20 protein-coding genes are annotated in these 22,131 nt (G+C 61.3%); 14 read left to right on the forward strand and 6 right to left on the reverse strand.

Annotation, left to right across the window (positions count from 1 at the left end):
• Positions 1–4 precede the first annotated feature (4 nt).
• From ACIQWS_RS23230 to ACIQWS_RS23270, 9 genes are all read left to right on the forward strand, one after another.
• Positions 5–592 carry an ANTAR domain-containing response regulator gene (locus tag ACIQWS_RS23230; protein WP_403184719.1) on the forward strand — a complete coding sequence of 196 codons (588 nt, stop codon included), beginning with the start codon at positions 5–7 and terminating at the stop codon, positions 590–592.
• A gap of 30 nt (positions 593–622) precedes the next feature.
• A complete protein-coding gene (locus ACIQWS_RS23235) occupies positions 623–1,897 on the forward strand; it encodes a CmpA/NrtA family ABC transporter substrate-binding protein (RefSeq protein WP_403184859.1) in 1,275 nt (424 codons plus the stop codon).
• A gap of 348 nt (positions 1,898–2,245) precedes the next feature.
• Positions 2,246–3,544 (forward strand): CmpA/NrtA family ABC transporter substrate-binding protein, encoded by a 1,299-nt coding sequence (locus ACIQWS_RS23240; RefSeq protein ID WP_403184721.1) that lies wholly within the window; start codon positions 2,246–2,248, stop codon positions 3,542–3,544.
• Positions 3,545–3,554: 10 nt separating this feature from the next.
• Positions 3,555–4,445: a nitrate ABC transporter permease gene (gene ntrB, locus ACIQWS_RS23245; protein ID WP_346305718.1), complete on the forward strand. Its 891-nt coding sequence runs from the start codon at positions 3,555–3,557 to the stop codon at positions 4,443–4,445.
• A gap of 10 nt (positions 4,446–4,455) precedes the next feature.
• On the forward strand, positions 4,456–5,253 hold the full coding sequence (locus ACIQWS_RS23250; protein ID WP_403184725.1) for an ABC transporter ATP-binding protein: 798 nt from the start codon (positions 4,456–4,458) through the stop codon (positions 5,251–5,253).
• Position 5,254: 1 nt separating this feature from the next.
• Complete coding sequence (gene nirB, locus ACIQWS_RS23255; protein ID WP_403184727.1) at positions 5,255–7,720, forward strand: nitrite reductase large subunit NirB; 2,466 nt, start codon at positions 5,255–5,257, stop codon at positions 7,718–7,720.
• A 4-nt stretch (positions 7,721–7,724) separates the two neighbouring features.
• Positions 7,725–8,054: a nitrite reductase small subunit NirD gene (gene nirD, locus ACIQWS_RS23260; RefSeq protein WP_403184729.1), complete on the forward strand. Its 330-nt coding sequence runs from the start codon at positions 7,725–7,727 to the stop codon at positions 8,052–8,054.
• Between the two features lie 6 nt (positions 8,055–8,060).
• Positions 8,061–10,730, forward strand: a complete 2,670-nt coding sequence (locus ACIQWS_RS23265) for a molybdopterin-dependent oxidoreductase (RefSeq protein ID WP_403184731.1) — start codon at positions 8,061–8,063, stop codon at positions 10,728–10,730.
• On the forward strand, positions 10,702–11,637 hold the full coding sequence (locus tag ACIQWS_RS23270; protein WP_403184734.1) for an NAD(P)-dependent oxidoreductase: 936 nt from the start codon (positions 10,702–10,704) through the stop codon (positions 11,635–11,637). The genes ACIQWS_RS23265 and ACIQWS_RS23270 overlap by 29 nt, the downstream gene beginning before the upstream one ends.
• Here the strand turns inward: ACIQWS_RS23270 and ACIQWS_RS23275 are convergent.
• Both ACIQWS_RS23275 and gcvA read right to left on the reverse strand, forming a co-directional pair.
• On the reverse strand, positions 11,634–12,368 hold the full coding sequence (locus tag ACIQWS_RS23275) for a glutathione S-transferase (RefSeq protein ID WP_403184736.1): 735 nt from the start codon (positions 12,366–12,368) through the stop codon (positions 11,634–11,636). The two genes, ACIQWS_RS23270 and ACIQWS_RS23275, sit on opposite strands and share 4 nt — an antisense overlap.
• Positions 12,358–13,287: a transcriptional regulator GcvA gene (gcvA, locus tag ACIQWS_RS23280; RefSeq protein ID WP_403184739.1), complete on the reverse strand. Its 930-nt coding sequence runs from the start codon at positions 13,285–13,287 to the stop codon at positions 12,358–12,360. Before gcvA ends, ACIQWS_RS23275 begins: the two co-directional genes overlap by 11 nt.
• Before the next feature lie 143 nt (positions 13,288–13,430).
• On the opposite strand from gcvA, the gene ACIQWS_RS23285 reads away from it, so the two are divergent.
• The 5 genes from ACIQWS_RS23285 to ACIQWS_RS23305 all read left to right on the forward strand — a co-directional run bounded on the left by ACIQWS_RS23285 (position 13,431) and on the right by ACIQWS_RS23305 (position 17,220).
• Positions 13,431–13,901, forward strand: coding sequence for a RidA family protein (locus tag ACIQWS_RS23285; protein ID WP_403184740.1), 471 nt, complete (start codon positions 13,431–13,433; stop codon positions 13,899–13,901).
• A 2-nt stretch (positions 13,902–13,903) separates the two neighbouring features.
• Complete coding sequence (locus ACIQWS_RS23290) at positions 13,904–15,097, forward strand: aminotransferase class V-fold PLP-dependent enzyme (protein ID WP_403184742.1); 1,194 nt, start codon at positions 13,904–13,906, stop codon at positions 15,095–15,097.
• Between the two features lie 26 nt (positions 15,098–15,123).
• Positions 15,124–15,906: an SDR family oxidoreductase gene (locus ACIQWS_RS23295; RefSeq protein WP_403184744.1), complete on the forward strand. Its 783-nt coding sequence runs from the start codon at positions 15,124–15,126 to the stop codon at positions 15,904–15,906.
• 177 nt (positions 15,907–16,083) lie between these two features.
• The gene (locus ACIQWS_RS23300; RefSeq protein WP_346308355.1) at positions 16,084–16,920 is read left to right on the forward strand and encodes an oxidoreductase; all 837 of its coding nucleotides are present in this window, start codon (positions 16,084–16,086) and stop codon (positions 16,918–16,920) included.
• Positions 16,921–17,076: 156 nt separating this feature from the next.
• Entirely contained in the window at positions 17,077–17,220 is a 144-nt protein-coding gene (locus ACIQWS_RS23305) for a hypothetical protein (RefSeq protein ID WP_163364476.1), read from the forward strand.
• A 62-nt stretch (positions 17,221–17,282) separates the two neighbouring features.
• Here the strand turns inward: ACIQWS_RS23305 and ACIQWS_RS23310 are convergent, their stop codons facing one another.
• The 4 genes from ACIQWS_RS23310 to ACIQWS_RS23325 form a co-directional block, all read right to left on the reverse strand.
• Complete coding sequence (locus ACIQWS_RS23310) at positions 17,283–18,500, reverse strand: adenylate/guanylate cyclase domain-containing protein (protein WP_346308356.1); 1,218 nt, start codon at positions 18,498–18,500, stop codon at positions 17,283–17,285.
• 73 nt (positions 18,501–18,573) lie between these two features.
• Positions 18,574–19,758 (reverse strand): SGNH/GDSL hydrolase family protein, encoded by a 1,185-nt coding sequence (locus ACIQWS_RS23315; protein ID WP_403184748.1) that lies wholly within the window; start codon positions 19,756–19,758, stop codon positions 18,574–18,576.
• A complete protein-coding gene (locus tag ACIQWS_RS23320; protein ID WP_403184750.1) occupies positions 19,755–20,852 on the reverse strand; it encodes a glycoside hydrolase in 1,098 nt (365 codons plus the stop codon). Before ACIQWS_RS23320 ends, ACIQWS_RS23315 begins: the two co-directional genes overlap by 4 nt.
• A gap of 62 nt (positions 20,853–20,914) precedes the next feature.
• Positions 20,915–22,090 carry a polysaccharide pyruvyl transferase family protein gene (locus tag ACIQWS_RS23325; RefSeq protein ID WP_223615922.1) on the reverse strand — a complete coding sequence of 392 codons (1,176 nt, stop codon included), beginning with the start codon at positions 22,088–22,090 and terminating at the stop codon, positions 20,915–20,917.
• Positions 22,091–22,131: the final 41 nt, after the last annotated feature.

Genomic DNA, 22,131 nt, shown 5'->3' on the forward strand with positions numbered 1-22,131 from the left:
AGGCATGTCTACACCGCTATCGATCATGGTCTTCGACGAAAACCGTATCCGCGCTTCCATTATCGAAGAGGGATTGCGGGAGGCCGGCCATGATCGCGTCGTTGTTTTGCACGACATCGTCGGTCTTGCCCGGCAGATCGAGCGGATCGCGCCCGATGTCATCGTCATCGATATCGAAACCCCCAATCGCGACATGCTGGAGCATCTGTTCCAGCTCAGCCGTTCCGTGCGCAAGCCGATCGCCATGTTTGTCGACAGCTCCGATACGGCGTCGATCGAAGCGGCGGTGGATGCCGGTGTGTCCGCTTATGTGGTCGACGGCCTGAAGAAGGAGCGCGTCAAACCCATTCTCGACATGGCGGTCAGCCGCTTCAAGGCTTTCAGCCGGCTGCAGCAGGAACTGGCGGAGGCAAAAAGCGCCCTGGAAGAGCGCAAGGTCGTCGAGCGCGCCAAGGGTATTTTGATGAAATCGCGCACAATATCGGAAGACGAGGCTTATGCGCTGCTGCGGCAGGCCGCCATGAACGAGAAGAAGAAGCTCGCCGATATTGCACAGAGCGTCGTCATGGCGGCAGCCATGCTCGGAAGCTAGAAAGAGAGGTTGGCCGTGAGTTTTATCCGGATGGACAATGGCCAGGGCATGGGCGGTGGCCTCGCGGCGCCGGCAGCGGTCCGCCGTGACGGCGTCTCCGTCGTTCGCGCGGGCTTCATTCCGCTTGTCGATGCTTCCGTTCTCATCGCGGCGGCCGAATTCGGATTTGCCACGCGCGAAGGCATTCAACTTGAACTTGTGAAAGACGTGTCCTGGGCCAATATCCGGGATCGGCTGGCGTTCCGGCAGTTTGATATCGCGCACATGCTGGCGCCCATGCCGGTCGCCTCCGCCTTGGGGCTCGGTTCCAATCCGTCAGCGGTCATCACGCCGTTCACGCTGGGGCGGGGCGGCAATGCCATTACCCTGTCGGTGAAGCTGTATCGCCGCATGCAGGCGCTGGCGGATCTGGCCGGAGACGAGGGCGCGCTTGCCAATGCCGAAGCCCTCAAGTGCGTGATTGACGACATAAAGGTTCGTGGCGAGCCATTGCCGGTGCTTGGCACGACCTATCCGTTTTCATCGCACAATTATGAATTGCGTTATTGGCTGGCGGCCGGCGGCATCCATCCGGACCGCGACGTCAAACTGGTGGTCGTGCCGCCGCCCATGACATCCGATGCCCTGTCGGCGGGGGCCATTGACGGCTTCTGCGTCGGCGCGCCCTGGAATATGGTGGCTGTCGCCCGCGAGGTCGGACGGATTGTTGCGGTCAAGGAGGATATCTGGCCATCCAGTCCGGAGAAGGTCATCGGCGTGCGGCCGGAATGGGCGGATACCAATCCTGAAACGTTGGCGAGGCTGATCGTCGCGCTGGATCGCGCCGCCGCATGGTGCGATGTGCCGGACAACCGGCGCGTCCTTGCCGATGTTCTGGCCGAGCCGCGTTATATCGATGCGCCGGAGGACATTCTGCACCGGGTTCTCATGGGCAGGTTCACCACCGACCCCGACGGGCACGAGCGGACGGTCTCCGACTACTTCACCTTCCATCGCGATGGCGCGAATTTTCCGTGGATCAGCCAGGCGCAATGGATATTCAGCCAGATGGTGCGGTGGGGGCAGGTTGATCACTCCAAGGAAAAGCAGGAAAAGGTTGCGACCGCCTTCCGTCCCGATCTCTACCGCCATGCGCTGGGACCCCGCGCCGACATACCGTCGGCGGATGTGCGCGTGGAGGGCGGCCAGCGCCAGGACGGGTTCATCGATGGGGCTGTCTTCGACCCCCAGGACATTCCCGCCTATCTCAAGGGCTTCAATGTCCACAATCTTGAAAACCCGGTTACAACACGGGATGAAACCTGATGGGTAGAATTTGTGCTCTGCACAATAAATGAGCGGGTTTGATGGCCGTTCTGCCCATTTCGCCTGCGCCGCTCTTCGACTGCCGTCAGTGAAAAATAGCTGAACTATAAAAATATATATCAATTACAATGGCTTATAAATATAATATCCGGTTGGCACGCTTATTGCTTTTATAAAACCGTTCCGTCAACGAAGACAGGAACCGCGAGCATCGCCATCGGATGCTTTCAAAGACACAGACGTCGCTTGGGCGAGTTCATTCACCGGATCGGGTGAATGCACTTCATCCGGCGGCGTTTTTTTATGGCTCAAGCTGCACCAGAAGCAGCGCTGCGAAGGGGAATTGCGATGAAGGTGATTTTGCCGACAGGCTTGACAAGACGAACGCTTTTGCAGGCGGGCGGCACGCTGGCGCTGCTGGCGGCGGCAAAGGCTGCGCTTCCGGGCGGCGCCTATGCGGCCGCTGCCGGACCCGAGACCACCAAGGCGACGCTCGGTTTCATTGCGCTGACGGATGCATCGCCGCTGATCGTTGCCAAGGAAAGGGGGCTTTTTGCCAAACACGGCATGCCCGATGTCGAGGTCGTCAAGCAGGCATCGTGGGGCACGACGCGGGACAATCTGGTGCTCGGCTCGGCGGGCAATGGCATTGACGGCGCGCATATCCTGACGCCGATGCCGTATCTCATCAGCACCGGCAAGGTCACCCAGAACAATCAGCCCCTGCCGATGGTCATCCTTGCGCGCCTCAATCTGGATGCGCAGGGTATTTCGGTTGGTTCGGCCTATGCCGGTCTGAAAGCCGGGGTCAATTCGGGCGTGCTCAGGGAAGCCTTTGCCAGGAAGAAGGCGGAAGGCAATGCGGCAAAGGCCGCGATGACCTTCCCCGGCGGCACGCATGATCTGTGGATCCGCTATTGGCTGGCCGCCGGCGGGATCGACCCGGACAAGGACGTGGAAACCATCGTGGTTCCGCCGCCGCAGATGGTTGCCAACATGAAGGTCGGCACCATGGACTGCTTCTGTGTCGGTGAACCGTGGAATGCGCAGCTCGTCAATCAGGGCATCGGCTATACCGCGGTCAACACAGCTGAAATCTGGGCCAAGCATCCGGAAAAATCCTTCGCTATGCGGGCGGACTGGGTGGAGAAAAATCCCAATGCCACCAAGGCCCTGCTGATGGCTGTCATGGAGGCGCAGCAATGGGCGGATGATCTCGCCAACAAAGATGAACTGGCGGCAATCGTCGGCAAGCGCGCGTGGTTCAATGTGCCTGCAAGCGATATCGCGGGGCGGTTGAAGGGCGACTACGACTATGGTTCGGGACGCGTCGAGACAGCCAGCCCGCATCTGATGAAGTTCTGGCGCGATCACACATCCTATCCCTTCCAGAGCCATGAAAAATGGTTCCTGACCGAGAATATCCGCTGGGGCAAATTTGCACCGGACACCGACATTTCAGCGCTGGTCGGCAAGGTGAACCGCGAGGACATCTGGCGCGACGCCGCCAGGGAACTTGGTGTTGCTGCGGCCGACATTCCGGCTTCGACATCACGGGGTCCCGAAACCTTCTTCGATGGCAAGGTGTTCGATCCGGATGCCCCGCAGACCTATCTCGCCAGCCTTGAAATCAAACGTTTTGCGTGAGGAAACCGGCATGACAGCCAGCCCCGTTCCCATCCGTCCGACCGAAAAGCCCCAGGCGGCCAAAATCATGACGCTTTCCATCCCGCCGAAAACCGGTTCATCCCGCCGCCTGCCGCCATGGCTCACCTCCCTGGCGGCACATGTGGTGCCGCCCATCATCACGCTGGTCTTCCTGCTGGTGCTGTGGGAAATCCTCTGTTCGTCGCCGACGGCGAGCGTGCCGCCGCCCTCACGGGTGGTCTCGGAGACCTGGGAGCTGATCATCCATCCGTTCTATGCCGGACAGGGTGTCGATCAGGGGCTGTTCTGGCATATCCTCGCAAGCCTCCGGCGGGTTGCTATGGGCTATTGTCTCGCCGCCGTGGCGGGCATTGCGCTCGGCACCCTCGTCGGGCAGAGCGAATGGGCGATGCGCGGGCTCGATCCGATCTTTCAGGTGCTGCGCACGGTGCCGCCGCTCGCCTGGCTGCCCCTGTCGCTGGCCGCGTTCAAGGACGGCAATCCCTCGGCGATCTTCGTGATCTTCATCACGGCCATCTGGCCGATCATCATCAACACCGCTGTCGGCATTCGCAATATTCCGCAGGACTATCAGAATGTCGCGCGGGTGCTGCGTCTCAACCAGTTCGAATATTTCACCAAGATCATGATCCCCGCCGCCGCGCCCTATATTTTCACGGGCCTGCGCATCGGCATCGGCCTGTCATGGCTCGCCATCGTGGCCGCCGAGATGCTGATCGGCGGCGTCGGCATCGGGTTCTTCATCTGGGATGCGTGGAACTCGTCGCGCATCAGCGACATCATCCTGGCCCTGATCTATGTCGGCATCGTCGGCTACCTGCTTGACCGCGCCATCGCCTTCGTCGCCCGGACTGTCACCCGCAACACCGCAAGCGCTTGAGGAAGCCATCATGTCGAAACCCTATCTCTCCCTCGAACAGATCGATATGGTGTTCAGCCGTGCCGGCACCAGCACGCAGGTTCTCAATCAGGTCTCGCTGAGCGTCGACAAAGGCGAGTTCATCTCGATCATCGGCCATTCCGGCTGCGGAAAGTCAACGCTGCTCAACATCGTTGCCGGGCTGACGCAGGCGACGCGCGGCGTGGTGTTTCTCGAAGGCAATGTCGTCGACACGCCGGGACCCGACCGTGCCGTGGTGTTCCAGAACCATTCGCTGCTGCCCTGGCTGACCGTCTATGAAAACGTCAAGCTGGCGGTCGACAAGGTCTTCTCGTCCAGCAAAAGCCGGGCGGAACGGCATGAATGGACCATGCGCAATCTCGAACTGGTGCAGATGGTGCATGCCAGGGACAAGCGTCCCTCGGAAGTCTCTGGCGGCATGAAGCAGCGCGTCGGCATTGCCCGGGCGCTGGCCATGGAACCCAAGGTGCTGCTGCTGGACGAGCCGTTCGGTGCGCTGGATGCGCTCACCCGCGCGCACCTGCAGGATCAGGTCATGCAGATCCATACGGAGCTTGCCAATACGGTCTTGATGATCACCCACGATGTCGATGAAGCCGTGCTGCTTTCCGACCGTATCGTCATGATGACCAATGGTCCTTCCGCCAGGATCGGCGAAATCCTCGATGTGCCGCTGGTTCGCCCGCGCCGCCGCATCGAGCTTGCCGCCGATGCCACCTATATCCGCTGCCGTTCGTCCGTGCTGAAATTCCTCTACGAGCGGCACCGTCTTGTGGAGGCCGCGTAAGATGGAAACAACCGCGAAAAAGCAAAAACTCGTCGTCATCGGCAATGGCATGGCGCCGGGCAGGGCGCTGGAACATCTCTTCGAGATGGCGCCCGATATCTATGATGTCACCATTTTCAATGCCGAGCCGCGCGTCAATTACGACCGGATCATGCTGTCGCCGGTTTTGTCAGGCGAAAAGGAATTCGAGGAAATCATCATTCATGGCGATGGCTGGTACATCAAGCACGGCATTACGCTCTACAAGGGCCACAAGGTTATCGGGATCGACCGGGAGGCAAAGACGGTCACCTCCGATGCCGGGGCGACCGAAAGCTACGACAAGCTTTTGATCGCGACGGGTTCGGTCCCCTTCGTTCTGCCTGTTCCCGGCAACAACCTGCCGGGGGTCCTGACCTATCGCGATCTTGACGATGTGAATGCCATGCTGCTTGCGGCCCAGTCCCGCGCGCGGGCCGTGGTGATCGGCGGCGGCCTGCTCGGTCTGGAAGCGGCTGCCGGCCTGAAATCGCGCGGCATGGATGTCACGGTTCTCCATATCATGCCGACGCTGATGGAGCGCCAGCTCGATCCCGCTGCGGGCTATCTGCTCGAACAGGCGGTGGAACAACGCGGCATCCGCGTGATGACCAAGGCCAGCACCAAGGAGATCATCGGTCAGAACAGGGTTGAAGGCGTTCTGCTTGCCGATGGCACAACATTGCCTGCCGATCTGGTGGTCATGGCGGCGGGTATCCGCCCCAACGCCCTGCTTGCGAAGGAGGCGGGCCTTGCAACCAATCGCGGCATCGTTGTCGACGCCGGTATGCGGAGCTCCGATCCCGATATTTTCGCCATCGGGGAGTGCGCCGAGGTGGGCGGACAATGCTACGGGCTCGTCGCACCGCTCTATGAGATGGCGCGGGTTGTGTCGGCGCAACTGGCGGATGATGCGGAGGCGAAATTCGTCCACAGCGAGACGCCGACCAAACTGAAGGTGACGGGCATCAACCTGTTCTCGGTCGGTGATCTTGGCGAGGGCGACGACCGGCAGGAGATCGTCCTGCGCGATGCCGCCGCCGGTGTCTACAAGCGGCTGGTGCTGAAGGATGACCGCATCATCGGCACGGTGCTCTACGGCGAGACATCCGACGGCGCCTGGTTCCATGACCTGACCAAAAAACGCACCGACATTTCGGAGATGCGCGACACATTGATTTTCGGCCAGTCCTATCAGGGAGGGTCCCCGCTGGACCCTATGGCGGCCGTTGCAGCCTTGCCAGATGATGCGGAAATCTGCGGCTGCAACGGCATATGCAAGGGCAAGATTACGGGTGCCATTTCAGGCAAGGGGCTGACCTCGCTGGATGATGTGCGGGCCCATACCAAGGCGTCCGCCTCCTGCGGCAGCTGCACCGGGCTGGTGGAACAGCTTCTGGCCCTGACCCTCGGCGATTCCTACAATCCATCGGCGGTGACGCCCATGTGCAGTTGCACCGATCTTGGCCATGACGATGTCCGCCGGCTGATCAAGGCAAAGAAGCTGAAGTCGATTCCGGCCGTGATGCAGGAGCTGGAATGGAAGACGTCGTGCGGCTGCGCCAAGTGCCGCCCGGCCTTAAATTATTATCTCGTTGCAGACTGGCCGGATGAATATGCCGACGACTACCAGTCCCGCTTCATCAACGAGCGGGTGCATGCCAACATCCAGAAGGACGGGACCTATTCGGTCGTGCCGCGCATGTGGGGCGGCGTCACCAACTCAAGGGAATTGCGGGCAATCGCCGATGTGGTCGACAAATTCGCCATTCCGGCTGTCAAGGTCACCGGCGGCCAGCGCATCGACATGCTGGGCGTTAAGAAGGAAGACCTGCCTGCCGTCTGGGCCGATCTCGGCAAGGCCGGCTTCGTCTCGGGTCAGGCCTATGCCAAGGGGCTGCGCACGGTAAAAACCTGTGTCGGGACCGACTGGTGCCGCTTCGGCACGCAGGATTCGACCGGGCTCGGCATTCGCATCGAAAAATTCATGTGGGGATCGTGGACCCCCGCCAAGGTCAAGATGGCGGTATCGGGCTGTCCGCGCAATTGCGCCGAAGCCACCTGCAAGGATGTCGGCATCATCTGTGTCGATTCCGGATACGAAATCCATTTCGCCGGGGCGGCGGGTCTCGACATCAAGGGGACGGAGGTTCTGGGGCTGGTCAAGACCGAGGATGAGGCGCTGGAACATGTGGTGGCGCTGACGCAGATGTACCGCGAACAGGGCCGTTATCTCGAACGCATCTACAAATGGGCCAAGCGTGTCGGCCTCGATGAAATCCGCCGTCAGATCATGCAGGACGCGGTGAGGCGGCGGGGCTATTTCGACCGCTTTGTCTTCAGCCAGAGATTCGCGCAGGTCGATCCGTGGTCCGAGCGGGTTTCGGGCGTCGACAAGCATGAATTCCAGCCGATGGCCAAAATCGGTTACCAGCAGGCAGCGGAGTAGAGTGATGAACTGGGTTGAGATTGGAACAATCAACGACATTCCGCGCCGGGGCGCCCGCTGCGTGAACACGCCCGAGGGCAGGATCGCGGTTTTCCGCACCATGGAAGACCAGATTTTTGCCATTGACGATCAGTGCCCGCACAAGGGCGGGCCGCTCAGCCAGGGCATCGTCCATGGTGCTGCAGTGACCTGTCCCTTGCACAATTGGGTGATTTCGCTGGAGACGGGCAAGGCGCTTGGCGCGGATGAAGGCAGCGTGAAAACCATCGCGATCCGGCTGGACGGCGACCGGATTCTGGCGCTGCTTGAGCTGGCCGCTATGGCCGCGGAGTAGAGCAGCATGGACAATCCGGTGCTTTCTCCCGATACGGTTCGCACCACCTGTCCCTATTGCGGCGTCGGATGCGGCGTGCTCGCGACCCCCGGCAAAGACGGTACGGTTGCCATTGCCGGAGACCCCGATCACCCCGCCAATTTCGGGCGGCTCTGCTCCAAGGGATCGGCGCTTGGTGAAACGGTTCATCTGGATGGCCGATTGCTGGAGCCACGGGTCGAGGGCAAGGCGGCGAGCTGGGACAAGGCCCTTGATCTCGTCGCCAGCCGTTTCAGTGATGCCATCAAGACGCATGGTCCCGACAGTGTCGCATTCTATGTCTCGGGCCAGCTTCTGACGGAGGATTATTACGTCGCCAACAAGCTGATGAAAGGTTTCATCGGCTCGGCGAATATCGATACCAATTCGCGGCTGTGCATGTCGTCGTCGGTGGCGGGGCATATGCGGGCTTTCGGGTCGGATACCGTGCCGGGCACCTATGAAGACCTCGAGCTCGCCGATCTCATCGTGCTGATCGGGTCCAATCTTGCCTGGTGCCATCCCGTGCTCTATCAGCGGATTGCAGCGGCCAAGGTGAAGCGCCCGCAGATGCGTGTTGTCCTCATCGATCCGCGCCGCACCATGACCGCCGATATCGCCGACATGCACCTGCCGATCCGCGCCGACGGGGATACGGCGCTGTTTATCGGGCTGCTTGGTTTTCTGGCCGGGCAGGGGGCCTTGGATCGCGCCTATATCGGGCAGCACACGACGGGTTTTGCGGCGGCGCTGGCCCTTGCCAGTCCCTACGATCTGGACGCGATTTCGCAGCACGCCGGGATTGCGCCGGATCAACTGCTCGCCTTTTTCACGCTGTTCGCCCGGACAGAGCGCAGCATGACGATCTACAGTCAGGGCGTCAACCAGTCGGCATCGGGCACGGACAAGGTCAATGCGATTATCAATTGCCATCTGGCAACGGGGCGTATCGGCCGCCCCGGCATGGGGCCGTTCTCGGTCACCGGACAGCCCAATGCCATGGGCGGGCGCGAGGTGGGCGGGCTCGCCAATATGCTGGCCAGCCATATGCAGATCGAAAATGCCGGGCACCGGCAACTGGTGCAGGATTTCTGGGCTTCCCCGATCATGGCAGCGAGGCCGGGCCTGAAGGCCGTCGATCTGTTCAAGGCGGTTGGTGACGGGCGGATCAAAGCCCTGTGGATCATGGCGACCAATCCTGCCGATTCCATGCCGGAAGCCGATCGCGTGGCGAAGGCGCTGAAGACGTGCCCGTTTGTCGTGGTTTCCGACATCAATGCCGAAACCGACACGACCGCCTATGCCCATGTGCTTTTGCCCGCAGCCGGATGGGGCGAGAAGGACGGCACGGTCACCAATTCCGAACGGCGCATCAGCCGGCAACGGCCATTCCTGCCGCTGCCGGGTCGGGCGCGGCCGGACTGGTGGATCATCACCGAGGTGGCGAAACGTATGGGGTTTGCCGCCGCATTCGCCTATCAGAATCCCGCGCAGATCTTTGCCGAGCACGCCGCTTTGTCGGGAGTGGAGAACAAGGGCAGCCGCGATTTCGATATCGCTGCCCATGCCGGCATATCTGCGCGCGCGTATGACGAGCTTGCCCCGTTTCAATGGCCGCAAAGCCGGGACGCTGCGACAACGGACGGACGCTTTTTTGCACAAGGCGGCTTCTTTACCGGGGATCGCCGGGCACGGTTCATTGCGGTATCGCCAGCCGATACCGGCGCGATCGATCGGTGGTTCACCTTGAACACCGGGCGTGTGCGCGATCACTGGCACACGATGACGCGCACGGGAAAAAGCGCGCGCCTGTCCGCGCATTTCGCCGAGCCTTTCGCGGAGATACATCCGCTCGATGCCGCCGGGCAGGGAATTGCCGATGCGAGCCTTGTCCGGTTGTATAACGCGCATGGCGATATCATCGTCCGGGCGCTGCTGACGGACAGGCAGGCGCGCGGCAGCGTGTTCGTGCCCATGCACTGGACCAATCAGTTTGCCGGTAGTGCCCGGGTGGACGTACTTGTGACATCGCGGACCGACCCGGTCTCCGGCCAGCCTGCACTGAAGATGGCAAGGGTGGATATCGAGCCTTTTGCGGCTCTCTGGTACGGGTTCGCGGTCCTGCGCGACAAGCCTCGGAGGATTGCGGCGGATTATTGGGCGCTTGCCAAGGCCAATGGAGGATACCGGATCGAACTTGCCGGTCTTCACGAGCCGGATGACTGGGCGATGTTTGCCGGAGAATTGTTTGGCTGCGGCGATGACGCGCCGCTGCTGCGTTACCACGATGCAAGGAATGGCCAGCACCGCGTGGCTGCCTTTGCCGGTGATGCCCTGATCGGCGCGCTCTACATCGCGCGCCAGCCCGTCGCCGTGTCCCGCAGTTGGGCCAGTGATCAGTTGTCGCAGCACTTTCCTGCTGCGCAGAACCGTTTCCAGCTTCTGGCGGGACGGCCCGGCGGGGATATGCCCGACAAGGGCGCGATTGTCTGTTCCTGCTTTTCCGTCGGTCATAACGAGATCGCCGGCGCGGTGCGCGGCGGCTGCCGGACCGTTGCCGCCATCGGTGAGGCTTTGAAGGCCGGAACGAATTGCGGCTCGTGCCGCGCCGAAATCAGGGGGATTGTCGATGCAAATCTTGTCCAGGCCGCAGAATAGCCCGCGCCCCGGCAGTATCGGGCAACTGGCGGTGCTGCCGGTGTTTTTCAGCCTTCAGGGCAAGCGCGGTGTCGTTGCCGGCGGGATGGCCGCCGCCGCATGGAAAGCCGAACTGCTGGCCGCGGCGGGCGCCGAGGTTCATGTCTACGCCGAAGCCATGAGCGAGGAAATGTCCGCCCTGATTGCGGCAGGACCGTTCGTCTATCATGCGCGCAGGTGGTCGGCAAGGGATTTGCGCGGTGCTGCCATCGCCGTTGCCGACGCCGCGACGGAACAGGAGGCTGAAGCATTTCTGCATGCGGCGACGCAAGCCGGTGTGCCGTGCAACGTCATCGACAAACCGGCATTCTGCGCGTTTCAGTTTGGCACCATCGTCAATCGTTCGCCCGTGGTGGTCGGCATATCGACCGATGGCGCAGCGCCTATATTGGGGCAGGCGATCCGCCGGCGGATCGAGACGGTCCTGCCCGCATCGCTGGCAGCTTGGACGCAACTGGCACAACAGTTGCGCGGTTATATTGCGCAAACACTCCAGCCCGGCCGCCAGCGAAGGCTGTTCTGGGAGGATTTCGTCAATCGCGCCTTTGGCGTGGACCCGTTGCCCGATGAAAGAGCCAAACTGCAGGCACGGGCGATGGAGGTCGCCAATGACCGCAACACACGCACGGGCATGGTGGCCGTCATCCCGGTGGAGAGTGATGACCCCGAGCTTCTCACACTCAAGGCCATGCGTCTGCTGCAAATGGCCGATGTGATCTTTTATGGCAGGAATGTTCCGGCTGCCGTTCTGCAGCTGGCGCGGCGGGAGGCCAGGCGCATTCCCCTGGCCGATAAACCGTTTCACGACGCTGCTGCACAGCGTCTTTGCGCCGACGGCAAGAACGTCGTTGTTCTCAAGCGCGCCTAGACGGCGTCCTGATCGAGTTCGGGGTAATGGCGGAAAATGCCTGACTCGTTGAAGGGAATACGCCGCGGCGAGGCGAGATACCGGGCAATGTTGGGTCTATCCTGCACCTGATCATGCAAGGCTATCAGCAGAGGGTATTGCCGGGCGAACAACTGCGTGGCGCGGGGAAAGGCATATCTCAGTCCCTCGATCACCTGAAACAGCGAGAGGTCGACATAGCTGAGCCCGTTGCCGATGCTGTGCCTGTCACCAGCGGGATTATTGGCAAGGTTGCGCTCGAAATAGCCGAGATATTTCGGGATGCGATGCTCGATGAAGCTGGCCGAACGCGCCTTCGCCGCGTCCTTCTGATCCTCGTAGTAAAGCTCGGTGGCAAGCGGATGATGCGTGTCGTGCACCTCGCAGACAAAGTCGGTGATGGTCAGTTGCAGACCATTGGCGATAGAGCGCAATCCCTCATTCTCCGGCACCAGACCGAGTTTGGGTCCGAGATAGAGAAGAATATTGGCGACGTGTGAAACAAGCAGTTCGCCGTCTTGCAGAAAGGGCGGGGCGAACGGCGTGTGCGAGGTATCGGCGCCTTTCAGCATCCGCATCATTGCGGATGTGCCGCGCCCGCTGCCGGTTTCGCGGGTGATGTCGACATAGGCCGCCCCGGCTTCTTCCAGCGCCAGCCGGATGAACTCGCCGCGTCCCTGTATGCCGTCCCAGTAATAGAGTTCATAGGGCATTGCCGGTTTCTCCATTGCTCTGATTGGATGCCTTTGCGGTTTCCGCGATCAGCCAATCGATGAATATTTGCGCCGCCGGAGCGCTGCTGGCCCCTTTGGGCGTCACCAGCCAATGGGCGGTGCGGGTGGAGGTGATCGTCTGCGCGCATGGCTGTACCAGACGTCCGGTCCGCAGGTGATCGCGGATCAGCAGCATGCGGCCGATGGCAATGCCCTGACCATCCAGCGCCGCCTGCAGGGTGATGTTGTAGTCCGTCAGCTGGATGGTGCGGGCGCCGGCCAGATCAAGGCCCACCGCATCGGCCCAGACCTGCCAGTCGACGGGCTTCCTGGCGAACAGCAATGTGTGGCGCAGCAAGTCCTTCGGCGTCTCGATGGCTTTGTCCGATTGCAGAAGTGCCGGGCTGATAACCGGGCTGAGCTGTTCGGCCATGAGCAGGCGCACATCGACCCCGGGCCAGTTTCCGTCGCCATAGCGGATGGCGATGTCGGCCTCCCCGGCGGCAATGTCTGCGCTGCGCAGGGTGGGATCGAGTTCGAGGTTGATATCAGGGTGCAGCGATTGAAAACCGTGCAGGCGCGATACGAGCCAGTTGGCGGCAAAGGAGGGCAGCAGGCTGATACGGACCACTGTGCGCTTATTCCTGCCGCGCAGGTCTGCGGTGGCGGCGGCGATGAGGCGGAATGCATCGGTGGTGCGGGCGCGATAGTCCTCGCCCTCCGGCGTCAGGGCGATGCTGCGCGCCTTGCGCACAAACAGCGGCAGGCCGAGAAACTCTTCCAGCTGGCGGATATGATGGCTGACGGCGCTTTGCGTGATAAGCAGTTCTTCGCCCGCCCGGCGAAAACTCATCAGCCGCGCGACGGCCTCGAAGGCTCGAAGTGCCTGCAACGGCGGCAAGGTGGTGGAGGAGCGCATTTCGCCTCATGCTTTCGACTGCGTGTCATCAGCTTATCCGGGTTTTCAGGCATTAGCCAGATCGATCAGTGACGCCGGTGTTTTGAATTGGACCTGCGGAGCAGGGCCGTTGATGATGCCGGCATAGTCAGCCGGAGATGATGATGTCAGCCACCATAGCAAAGAAGCTTGCAAGTCTTGGTCACGACCTCCCGGTCGCGTCCGTACCCGTTGCCAATTACGTATCGGTCGTCCGCGCCGGCACCCTGTTGAGTATATCGGGGCAGATCAGCCGTATCGATGACGGGAATGTCGTCCTCGGTGTTGTCGGCGCGTCTGTTTCCCTTGAGGAAGGCCGCAGGGCAGCCGAGATCGCGGCGCTCAACGTGCTGTCGCAGATCGCCGCGGCCACCGATGGGACGATTGCCAGCGTGCGGCGCGTCGTGCGTCTCGGCGTCTTCGTGGCGGCGACGCCTGACTTTACCCAGCACCCGCAGGTTGCCAATGGCGCATCGGACCTGATGGTTGCCGTGTTCGGCGATGCGGGGCGTCACAGCCGTGCCGCCGTCGGCGTCAGCTCATTGCCGCGCGGCGTTGCTGTCGAAGTGGATGCGTTGGTCGAGCTGGAGGGCTGACGGTGACCCAAGTGCTCGATATTGAACAGTTGCGCTCGGAAACGCCGGGGTGTGCCATCAGCACCCATTTCAACCATTCCGGCTCGTCGCTGCCTTCCAATGCAGTGCTGGCGGCGGTGACGGAACATCTCCAGCGTGAATCGCTTTATGGCCCCATGGAAGCTGCGGCCAATGCTGCGGGCCTGATCGACGAAGCGCGGGCGGATGCCGCCGGTCTCATCGGTGCGACGCCTGCCGAGATTGCCTTCTCCAGCAGCGGGTCTGCCGCCTGGGGACTGTCCTTTGCCGCTTTGCCGCCGCTTGTTGCGGGTGACCGCATTCTGGTCGGCCGTCAGGAATGGGGCGGCAATCTGTCGACGATGCAGGCGGTGGCCAAAAGGGCAGGTGCGTGCGTCGAGACCATCCCGGTGAATGAAGACGGCAGTGTGGATGCCCATGCGCTCGCTGCCATGATCGATGACCGTGTTCGCCTTGTTGCCCTGACGTGGCTTCCCGCCAATGGCGGACTTATCAATGATGCCGCTGCCATCGGCAGGGTCACGCGCGCGGCGGGCATTCCCTATTTCATCGATGCGGCGCAGGCGCTCGGCCAGCTTCCGGTGGATGTCAGCGCCATTGGTTGTGACATGCTGAAGGGGTCGGGTAGAAAATTTCTGCGCGGCCCGCGCGGCGCGGCCATCCTCTATCTGCGCAAGGCTTTTCTTGAAACACTCGAACCAGCCTATCTCGATGTCCTTTCCTCCACATGGGGCGAGGACGGGCCACATATGCGGACCGATGCGCAGTGTTTCGAGACGAGTGAAAAGCCTATCGCCCTGCTGCTTGGATTGGGAGCGGCACTGAAACAGGCGCGCAGCCTCGGCATGGGTGCGATCCGCCAGCGGATCAGGGAACTTTCCGGGCAATTGCGCGGTCAACTGGCTGCCATTCCCGGTGTCGCGATTCATGACCTCGGCACGGAGAAATCCGGATTGGTCTCTTTTACGGTGGCGGGCATTGCGCCGCAGGCTCTGCGCGGCAAACTTGCGGAAAAGCGGATTACAATTGCGGCAAATGGGATACCCTACACACCGCTTGATATGACGGCGCGCGGCCTCAACGAGATTGCGCGTGCATCGGTCAGCTATCTGAACACAACGGACGAAATTGACCGTCTTTGCGACAATGTTGCTGCTCTTGCACGGCAGGCCGCTTGACGGAATGAAGGACAGGTGAGGACAGAATGGATCTGGGAATCAGGGGCAGGCGGGCAATCGTCTGCGCGAGTTCAAAAGGGCTTGGCCGCGGCGTTGCGGAAAAGCTGGCGGAAGCAGGCGTTGACCTGACGTTGAATGCCCGCACGGAAGCGGTGCTGCGCGAGACGGCCAAGGAAATCGCCGATACCTACGGCGTCAAAGTGCAGATCGTTGCGGCAGATGTGACGACGGAGCAAGGCCGCAAGGAATTGCTGGCTGCCGAACCGCGGCCGGATATTCTCGTCAACAATGCCGGCGGGCCGCCGGCCGGCCTCTGGTCGGACTGGCATGAAGAGGAGTGGCTGAAGGCGGTCAATGCCAATATGCTGACGCCGATCTACCTGATGAACGCGATCCTGCCCGGCATGATCGAACGCAAATGGGGCCGCGTGGTCAACATCACCTCCGGCTCGGTGAAATCTCCCATTGCCCAGCTCGGCCTGTCGAATGCCGCGCGCAGCGGCCTGACCGGTTTTGTTGCCGGAACTGCGCGGCAGGTGGCGCGCCACGGCGTGATCATCAACAATCTCTTGCCGGGCTCGCACGAGACCGACCGGATCAAGGGATTTCTGGAAAAGACTTCGGAAACCAAGGGCATCTCCATCGAACAGGCGCGCGCTGAAGCCCATGCCGCCAATCCGACCGGCCGCTTCGGCACCAAGGAGGAATTCGGCGCGGCGGCCGCCTTCCTGTGCAGCCAGTATGCCGGCTTCATCGTCGGGCAGAACCTACTGCTCGATGGCGGCGCCTTCAACTCGACACTGGGGTGAAAGCCTGCATCGATGCCGTGAGTTCCATAATTAAACTTATGCAACTCACGGCATCGCGAAATCCGGAGGATCAGGCAATCCATCCGGAGTTCCGGTCTACGTGCTTTCCCGCCTGCCGTCTTATGTTCACGTCGTGGCCCCAAGGGGCTCTGTTTTAGCACGACAAGGAAATGCAGGATGAGCAAGACATGGTTTATCACCGGTGCCGGACGGGGTATCGGCGCGGAAGTCGCCAAGGCTGCGCTGGCAGCCGGTGACAATGTGGTCGCAACCGGCCGCAATCGCAAGCAGGTGCAACAGGCGTTCGCGGGCGTCGAGGGGCAATTGCTGATTGTTGAGCTGGACGTGACCAAGCCGGATCAGGCGGATCAGGCGGTGGACGCTGCCGTCACCCATTTCGGCGGCATCGACGTTCTCGTCAACAATGCCGGCTACGGCCAGCTGGGTCAATTCGAAGAAAATGGTGCCGACGACATCGAACGGCAATTCGCCACCAATGTATTCGGCCTGTTGCACGTGACCCGCGCGGTTCTGCCTGTGATGCGCTGGCAAAGATCGGGCCGCATCTTCAATCTGTCCTCCATAGGCGGCATGGTCGGGTTTGCCGGTGCTTCCGTCTATTGTTCGACGAAGTTTGCGGTTGAAGGCTTCTCGGAATCGCTGGCCATGGAAGTGGCCCGCTTCGGCATCCATGTGACCATCGTCGAGCCGGGGTTCTTCCGCACGGATTTTCTCGATGAAAGTTCGGTTCGCTATGGCAATAAAAGCATTGAGGACTATGCCGAAGCCTCGCGTGAAACGCGCACGACCTATGACGGGTACAGCTACAAGCAGGCGGGCGATCCGGCAAAGCTCGGGTCGGCATTGATTGAACTGGCCGCCTCGCAGGAGCCACCCCTGCGTTATGCCGCCGGTTCCGATGCGGTCAAAGGCATCGCGACGAAGCTGGATTCGGTTCACGCGGAAATCAACAAATGGCGATCCCTGTCGATTTCCACGGATGGTAATTTTTGAGCCGCTTTTCTGCCCAGAGATCAACACGATCTTCCCGGAGAAATAGGCAATCACCTCGGTGGATCGGTATACCGCCTCGCCCTTCCGCCATGCGATATTCAGACTGGGAATAAACCCCCGCTATTCAAATCACTTAAAAAGAAAGGGATATTTGCAATGAACATCCAACTCCCCACCCTTTCACCGTATCTCAAGCCGGGCTTTTCAACGCTGAAACTTCTTTCACGCGTGCTGCATCCGATCAAGACCAAGAAAGATCGCGATATGGCAGAACTGGCAAAGCGATATTTAAACGGATAATCAGCGCCTTTTGATGCGCTTGTGAAAGCACAGGAAACCCGCAATGCCCGGCATTGCGGGTTTCAACGTTTTTCGGCGGGGTCGAGGGTGAACAGTTCCTGCGCCCGCCCGACGCCGCGCAAGGCGAAACGCCCGACGCAAACCAGTTTGGAGCGAAGTTCTTCCGGCAGGAATGCGGCGAAGCGGTCCGAGATCAGGACATCCTGATCGACGGACCGGCACATGGATGCGATGCGGCTGACTTCATTGACGGCCGGTCCGACGACGGTAAAATCCAGCCGCGTGTCGCTGCCGATATTGCCAAAGAACACCTCGCCCACATGCATGCCGAGATAGACATTGGTGATCGGCTGTTTCTCGGCGGCGCGCCGCTCATTGAGCACGATGAGCCGCTTGCGCAGGAGGGCTTGGGCCTTCAGCGCCGCGGCGCAGGCCGTCTGCGACCCGCCTTCGGTGAAGATGGCCAGGGTGCCGTCGCCGATGAGCTTCAGCACGTCGCCGCCCGCTTCCTGGATCGACGAGATGACCGCATCGGCATAGTCGTTCAGCATCGGGATTATGGCATCCGGTCCTGCCGCGTCGGAAATGCGCGTATAGTCGCGCAGGTCCGAATACCAGAGAACCGCTTCGATCCGGTCGGCCGCGCCGCGATTGATGCGCCCGGCCAGCACGCGTTCGCCCGCATCGTGCCCGAGATAGACCTCGGCCACCGTGCGCACGATCCGCGCCAGCGAGGAGCATTTGATCGCGAGCGCCAGCCCCCGCGCCAGACGTTTCAGGGTTGCAATGTCGCTGTCCACAAAGCCGTCGGCATGCGCCGTGGACCATTGCGAATAGAAACAGTCCATTTCGCCGATGCTGCCCTGCGTCGAAAAGCGGTGGACCAGCGCGAGATAATCGGTGAGCCCTTCGGCCTTGAGGTTTTCCAGATGCAGAAAGCCCGGTTCGTCCATTTCGCCGATGCGGCGGCGGAGCGAATCCTCGCCGGACTGCAGCAGGTGGTAGAAAGTGGTCCGCTGCCAGCTTTCGGCGCCGGGGCCCTGGGTGCTCGAGCCATACTCGATCACCGGCTTTTCCACCTCCTCGCGCTGGCGCCAGTGGAACGCCCTGCCCTCGTAGATGGGATGCAGCGTATCGACAAAGGTCAAGGCGCGTTCGAGCGTGATGCCAAGGCCGCAGCACCGCACGCAGAAACCGTTCAGCAGTTCGGTTTCGCTGGCGCCGGCCAATCCCTGCGCGTCGAGCCATTCTTCAATCGCAACTATGTCGGCTTCCGTCATGATTCCCGCTCACTTGTCCGCCTGAACGGGTATCACGTCCGTGCCGTTTGACAAAGATGGCAGTAGCGGGAACTCAGGCGCTTGGCGCTGGCGCTTCCACTTTAGCCGCCGGTTGTGCGGCAGCGGCAGAGCCATTGGCCGCGCTTCCGGCCTTCTCGATGGCGCAGACCTTCAGGTTGCCGGTGAAAAGAATGCCGCTGATCGGCAGTGCCGGTTCGGCCGGGAATGTTTCATGCCTGATGCTGTCCTTCGGCACGTGCAGCTTGTGTTCGCCGCCTTCACCGCCGCCCCCGAGCGTGAGCGCGAGGGATGGCTGGGTCTGCAGCAGCGTGACGCCGTACAGGAACTCGAAGCTCAGCATCGACACCAGGAACTTGTAGGTGCCGTCGCGCACACCGCCCTTGAGCAGGGCGGCGCGGTGCGTCTCCTCGCCCATGTGCACATCGAGCGGCGGAATGTTGGGCTCGCAGACATAGGCCATGGCCAGGAGCTGCCCCTTGTCCACTTCGAATTTCAGACGGTCGCGGCCAAGATCAAGGGCCGAGACGGAAAATCGCCGGTTGCTGTATTCGACCGGCAATCGTCCCAGCCTTTTGCCCAGCTGCACGCCATCGAGCGCGCGCGCGCCGGCAAAATGGTCGGGGTCGATGGGCGGCTGCAGGGCAGCCGCCTTGTGCGGGCGCAGCAATGCCGGTTCCAGTTCATCGGCAATGAGGTTGGCGACAACGGTCGTCGCGACTGGCCGCGCATAATGCCCTTGGTCGGAGTAGAAACTGGGATGGCCGACGACATCACGGCCCAGCCGCTGCATCAGGTGGCGCGAAACGTCGACGCAGATGGTGCCGTACCACTGCGAGATGTAGTTGATCCCGGCATCGATGGATGGCACGGCGCTGAGGAAGGAGCCGTTGCGGGCGCCGAAGACAAGGGTGGCAATGCGCAGGTTGGGGTTCTGCTCGAGGGCATAGCGGATGATCCCCTCGTAAAACCGCGCCCAGTGGCGGAAAGGCCGCCGCTCGTCACCATAGACAAAGGCATCATTGAGTGCGTACTCGATCAGCAGCAGATCGCAATCGGCAAGCTTGTCGTAGGTCTTGAGCTGGTAGAGGCCGAAGGCGCTGGTCGTCCCGCCCACGGCCAGGTCGGCGGCAATGTCGAGGTCGATGCCGCGCCGGGCCATGGTCGCCAGAAGCGACGGCAGGTAGCCGGGCAGCATGACGGTATTGGAGCCACCGATGATGACGGTTTTCAGTTTCATGGTGTCACCACTGCTGCCCGGCCCGCGGGAGAAAGTCCCCCGCAGCGCCAGACCCCATATCCCTTTGCATCCCAATCGAAATAGTAGGCGGCGGCCACCCGGCCCGTTCCCATCAGTTCGGCGAAGCGGCTGCGTGCCGCCTCGACCAGCTGTTCCCGTGAGCCGTCATTGGCCGGACATGTGGTCGCCGTGTTGGAAAAGCCCCATTCGGTGATCCAGCACGGTTTGCCGTCGGGCTCCGAGCGGCAGATGGACAGCGCCTGGCTGACATGCGCTGCGCGGGCTGCTGCCGTGCCGTTGCTGCCGGGGTAGATGTGGATGCCGTAGCCGTCCACGACCTTGTCGAGCCCATGCTTGCGCATGAGATTGGTAAAACTGGCGGGATCGATGCTGTCGATGCCGCGCCGGTCGGCGTCGGCGACCGGGATATCGGACAGCCCCGCCGAAATGACCTTGGCGTTGCGGCTATATTGCGTTGATTGCAATTCCCTGCGGACCACGGCGGCAAGCTGGACATACCGGGCTGCGCCCTGCTCGACGGCCGGCAAATTGTCGAGATCCGCCAGCGAGCGGGCGGTGCGGCTTTTGGCCTTTGCCTTCACTTCCAGATCGCCATTATAGGCGCCCCAGTTGATCTCGTTTCCGGCCTCCACGGCAACAAGCGGAATCTTGAGCGCATCGATCTTGCGCAGGGCATCGCCGACGACGGAACGGAACTGATCCGGCGCAATATCGGAAAGCCGGTACATGTCCCATATCCGGCCAAGGCCGGAACGGGGTTGCGTGCCCTCGGGATAGAACGCCGGATTGTTGAGCGATATTTCCAGGAGGATGGCGAGGCCCTTGGCGTGGGCAACGCGGACCGCGTCAATGCTCTGGTCGATCGGTTTTGTCAGGGACAGGCGCACCGCCACGACGCCGTTCTTGACCATGAGATCAAGAAGCTTCTCCCGTTCGGCGGGCGAAAGCCAGGCCAGATTGACCCGGTTGACGCCAAAGCGGGTATCGCCCGCCGCATGCGCCGGTGTTACCGGCTGAACGCCGATAACAATCGCTGCCACGATACCGGCGGCACCGGCGGCCAACTTACGCATGTGCACTTTCCAGCCCATGGTTTCATGCCTCCTCATAAGGTGGACGCCGGGACAAGTACCGATCACCGGATTCCAATATCTTTCAACGCGGCGTTGAAATTGGCTTCGCAGGCGGAATAGCGGTGGATGGCGGCGGGAACGTCGATCTTCGACAGGAAGTCCTGCAGGAAGGCCTTCTTTTGCGGCTCGCGGTTCCAGACCGATGCCTCGATATGGGGAAAGCCGACAAAGTCGAGCATTTCGCGCATCCGGTCGTCGACGGCGATCATCAGCGCCGGAATGCCCGACTGCATGCCGATGATCGAACCATGGAACCGGCGGCCAAAGCAGAAATCCTGGCCGGAAACCCAGCTGCGCCACTTATGCGTGTCGAAGAATACGAGATAGTCGCGCTTGCGCTGCCATTTCTCCGCATGCTTGTACTCGGTCGGCGCGGTGATGCGGCTGGCCGCCGGATCATAGGCTTCGGTGCCCTCGTCGCCCACCATGTTCATGTTGTAGACGATGACTTCGTCCTGGATGACATAGCTTGCCGTGCTGTCCTTGTGCAGGAGCGCATGGGCATCGACGATGGTGTCGGGAACGCTACCGAGATAACCGCCAAAGGCGATCTTCTGCGATTCCGCCAGGCCCGGATCGGCCAGGCGGCTGAGCGAGCGCTTCATCTGGGCCGGATCGTAATAGAGGGAGGGGCAACCGGTCGGGCGCACATATTTCATGCCCTCGGCCTTCAGGAATTCCGCCGTGAAGTGCCCACGGGTGAGGAAGAACGTTTCCTTCTTCTTCAAGACGTTGAGAAAGCGCTGCGTGCCTTCCGGCAGTTCGGCTTTCAGGTTTTCCTTCTTCTGAATGCCGATACCCATGACGACGATCGGCATGTTGAGACGCTCGAACACATGGGATTCCGTCGCCGCTGCATAGCCGGGCCGAAGCAGGTTGGCCGATGCGAACAGGCACAGATCAAAGCTCTCGTTCAGCCGCGCATAGGTCTCGGGCGAATGGATGCTGTTGGCCAGATGCCAGAACGGAATATAGGTGACGTCGTGGCCGCGTACGCTGTTGGCCGCGCCTTCACCGATGAGATAATTGCCGGTATTGGCAATCCGCTTGACCTGGTCGATGACATCCTTCTTCGTCCGGATGTTCTCGAAATAGGGACGGTGCTTGACCGTTGCCCCGGAAACGCTGTCGACTGTCCGCATCAGATATGATGGGATGCCTGTGATCATTATTCGCATGTTCGTCCATCTTGGGTTGGAGCTTCCGGAGCACCGGATAT

Source organism: Phyllobacterium sp. NPDC097923 (assembly GCF_044760925.1).
Taxonomy (GTDB): Bacteria; Pseudomonadota; Alphaproteobacteria; order Rhizobiales; family Rhizobiaceae; genus Phyllobacterium; species Phyllobacterium calauticae.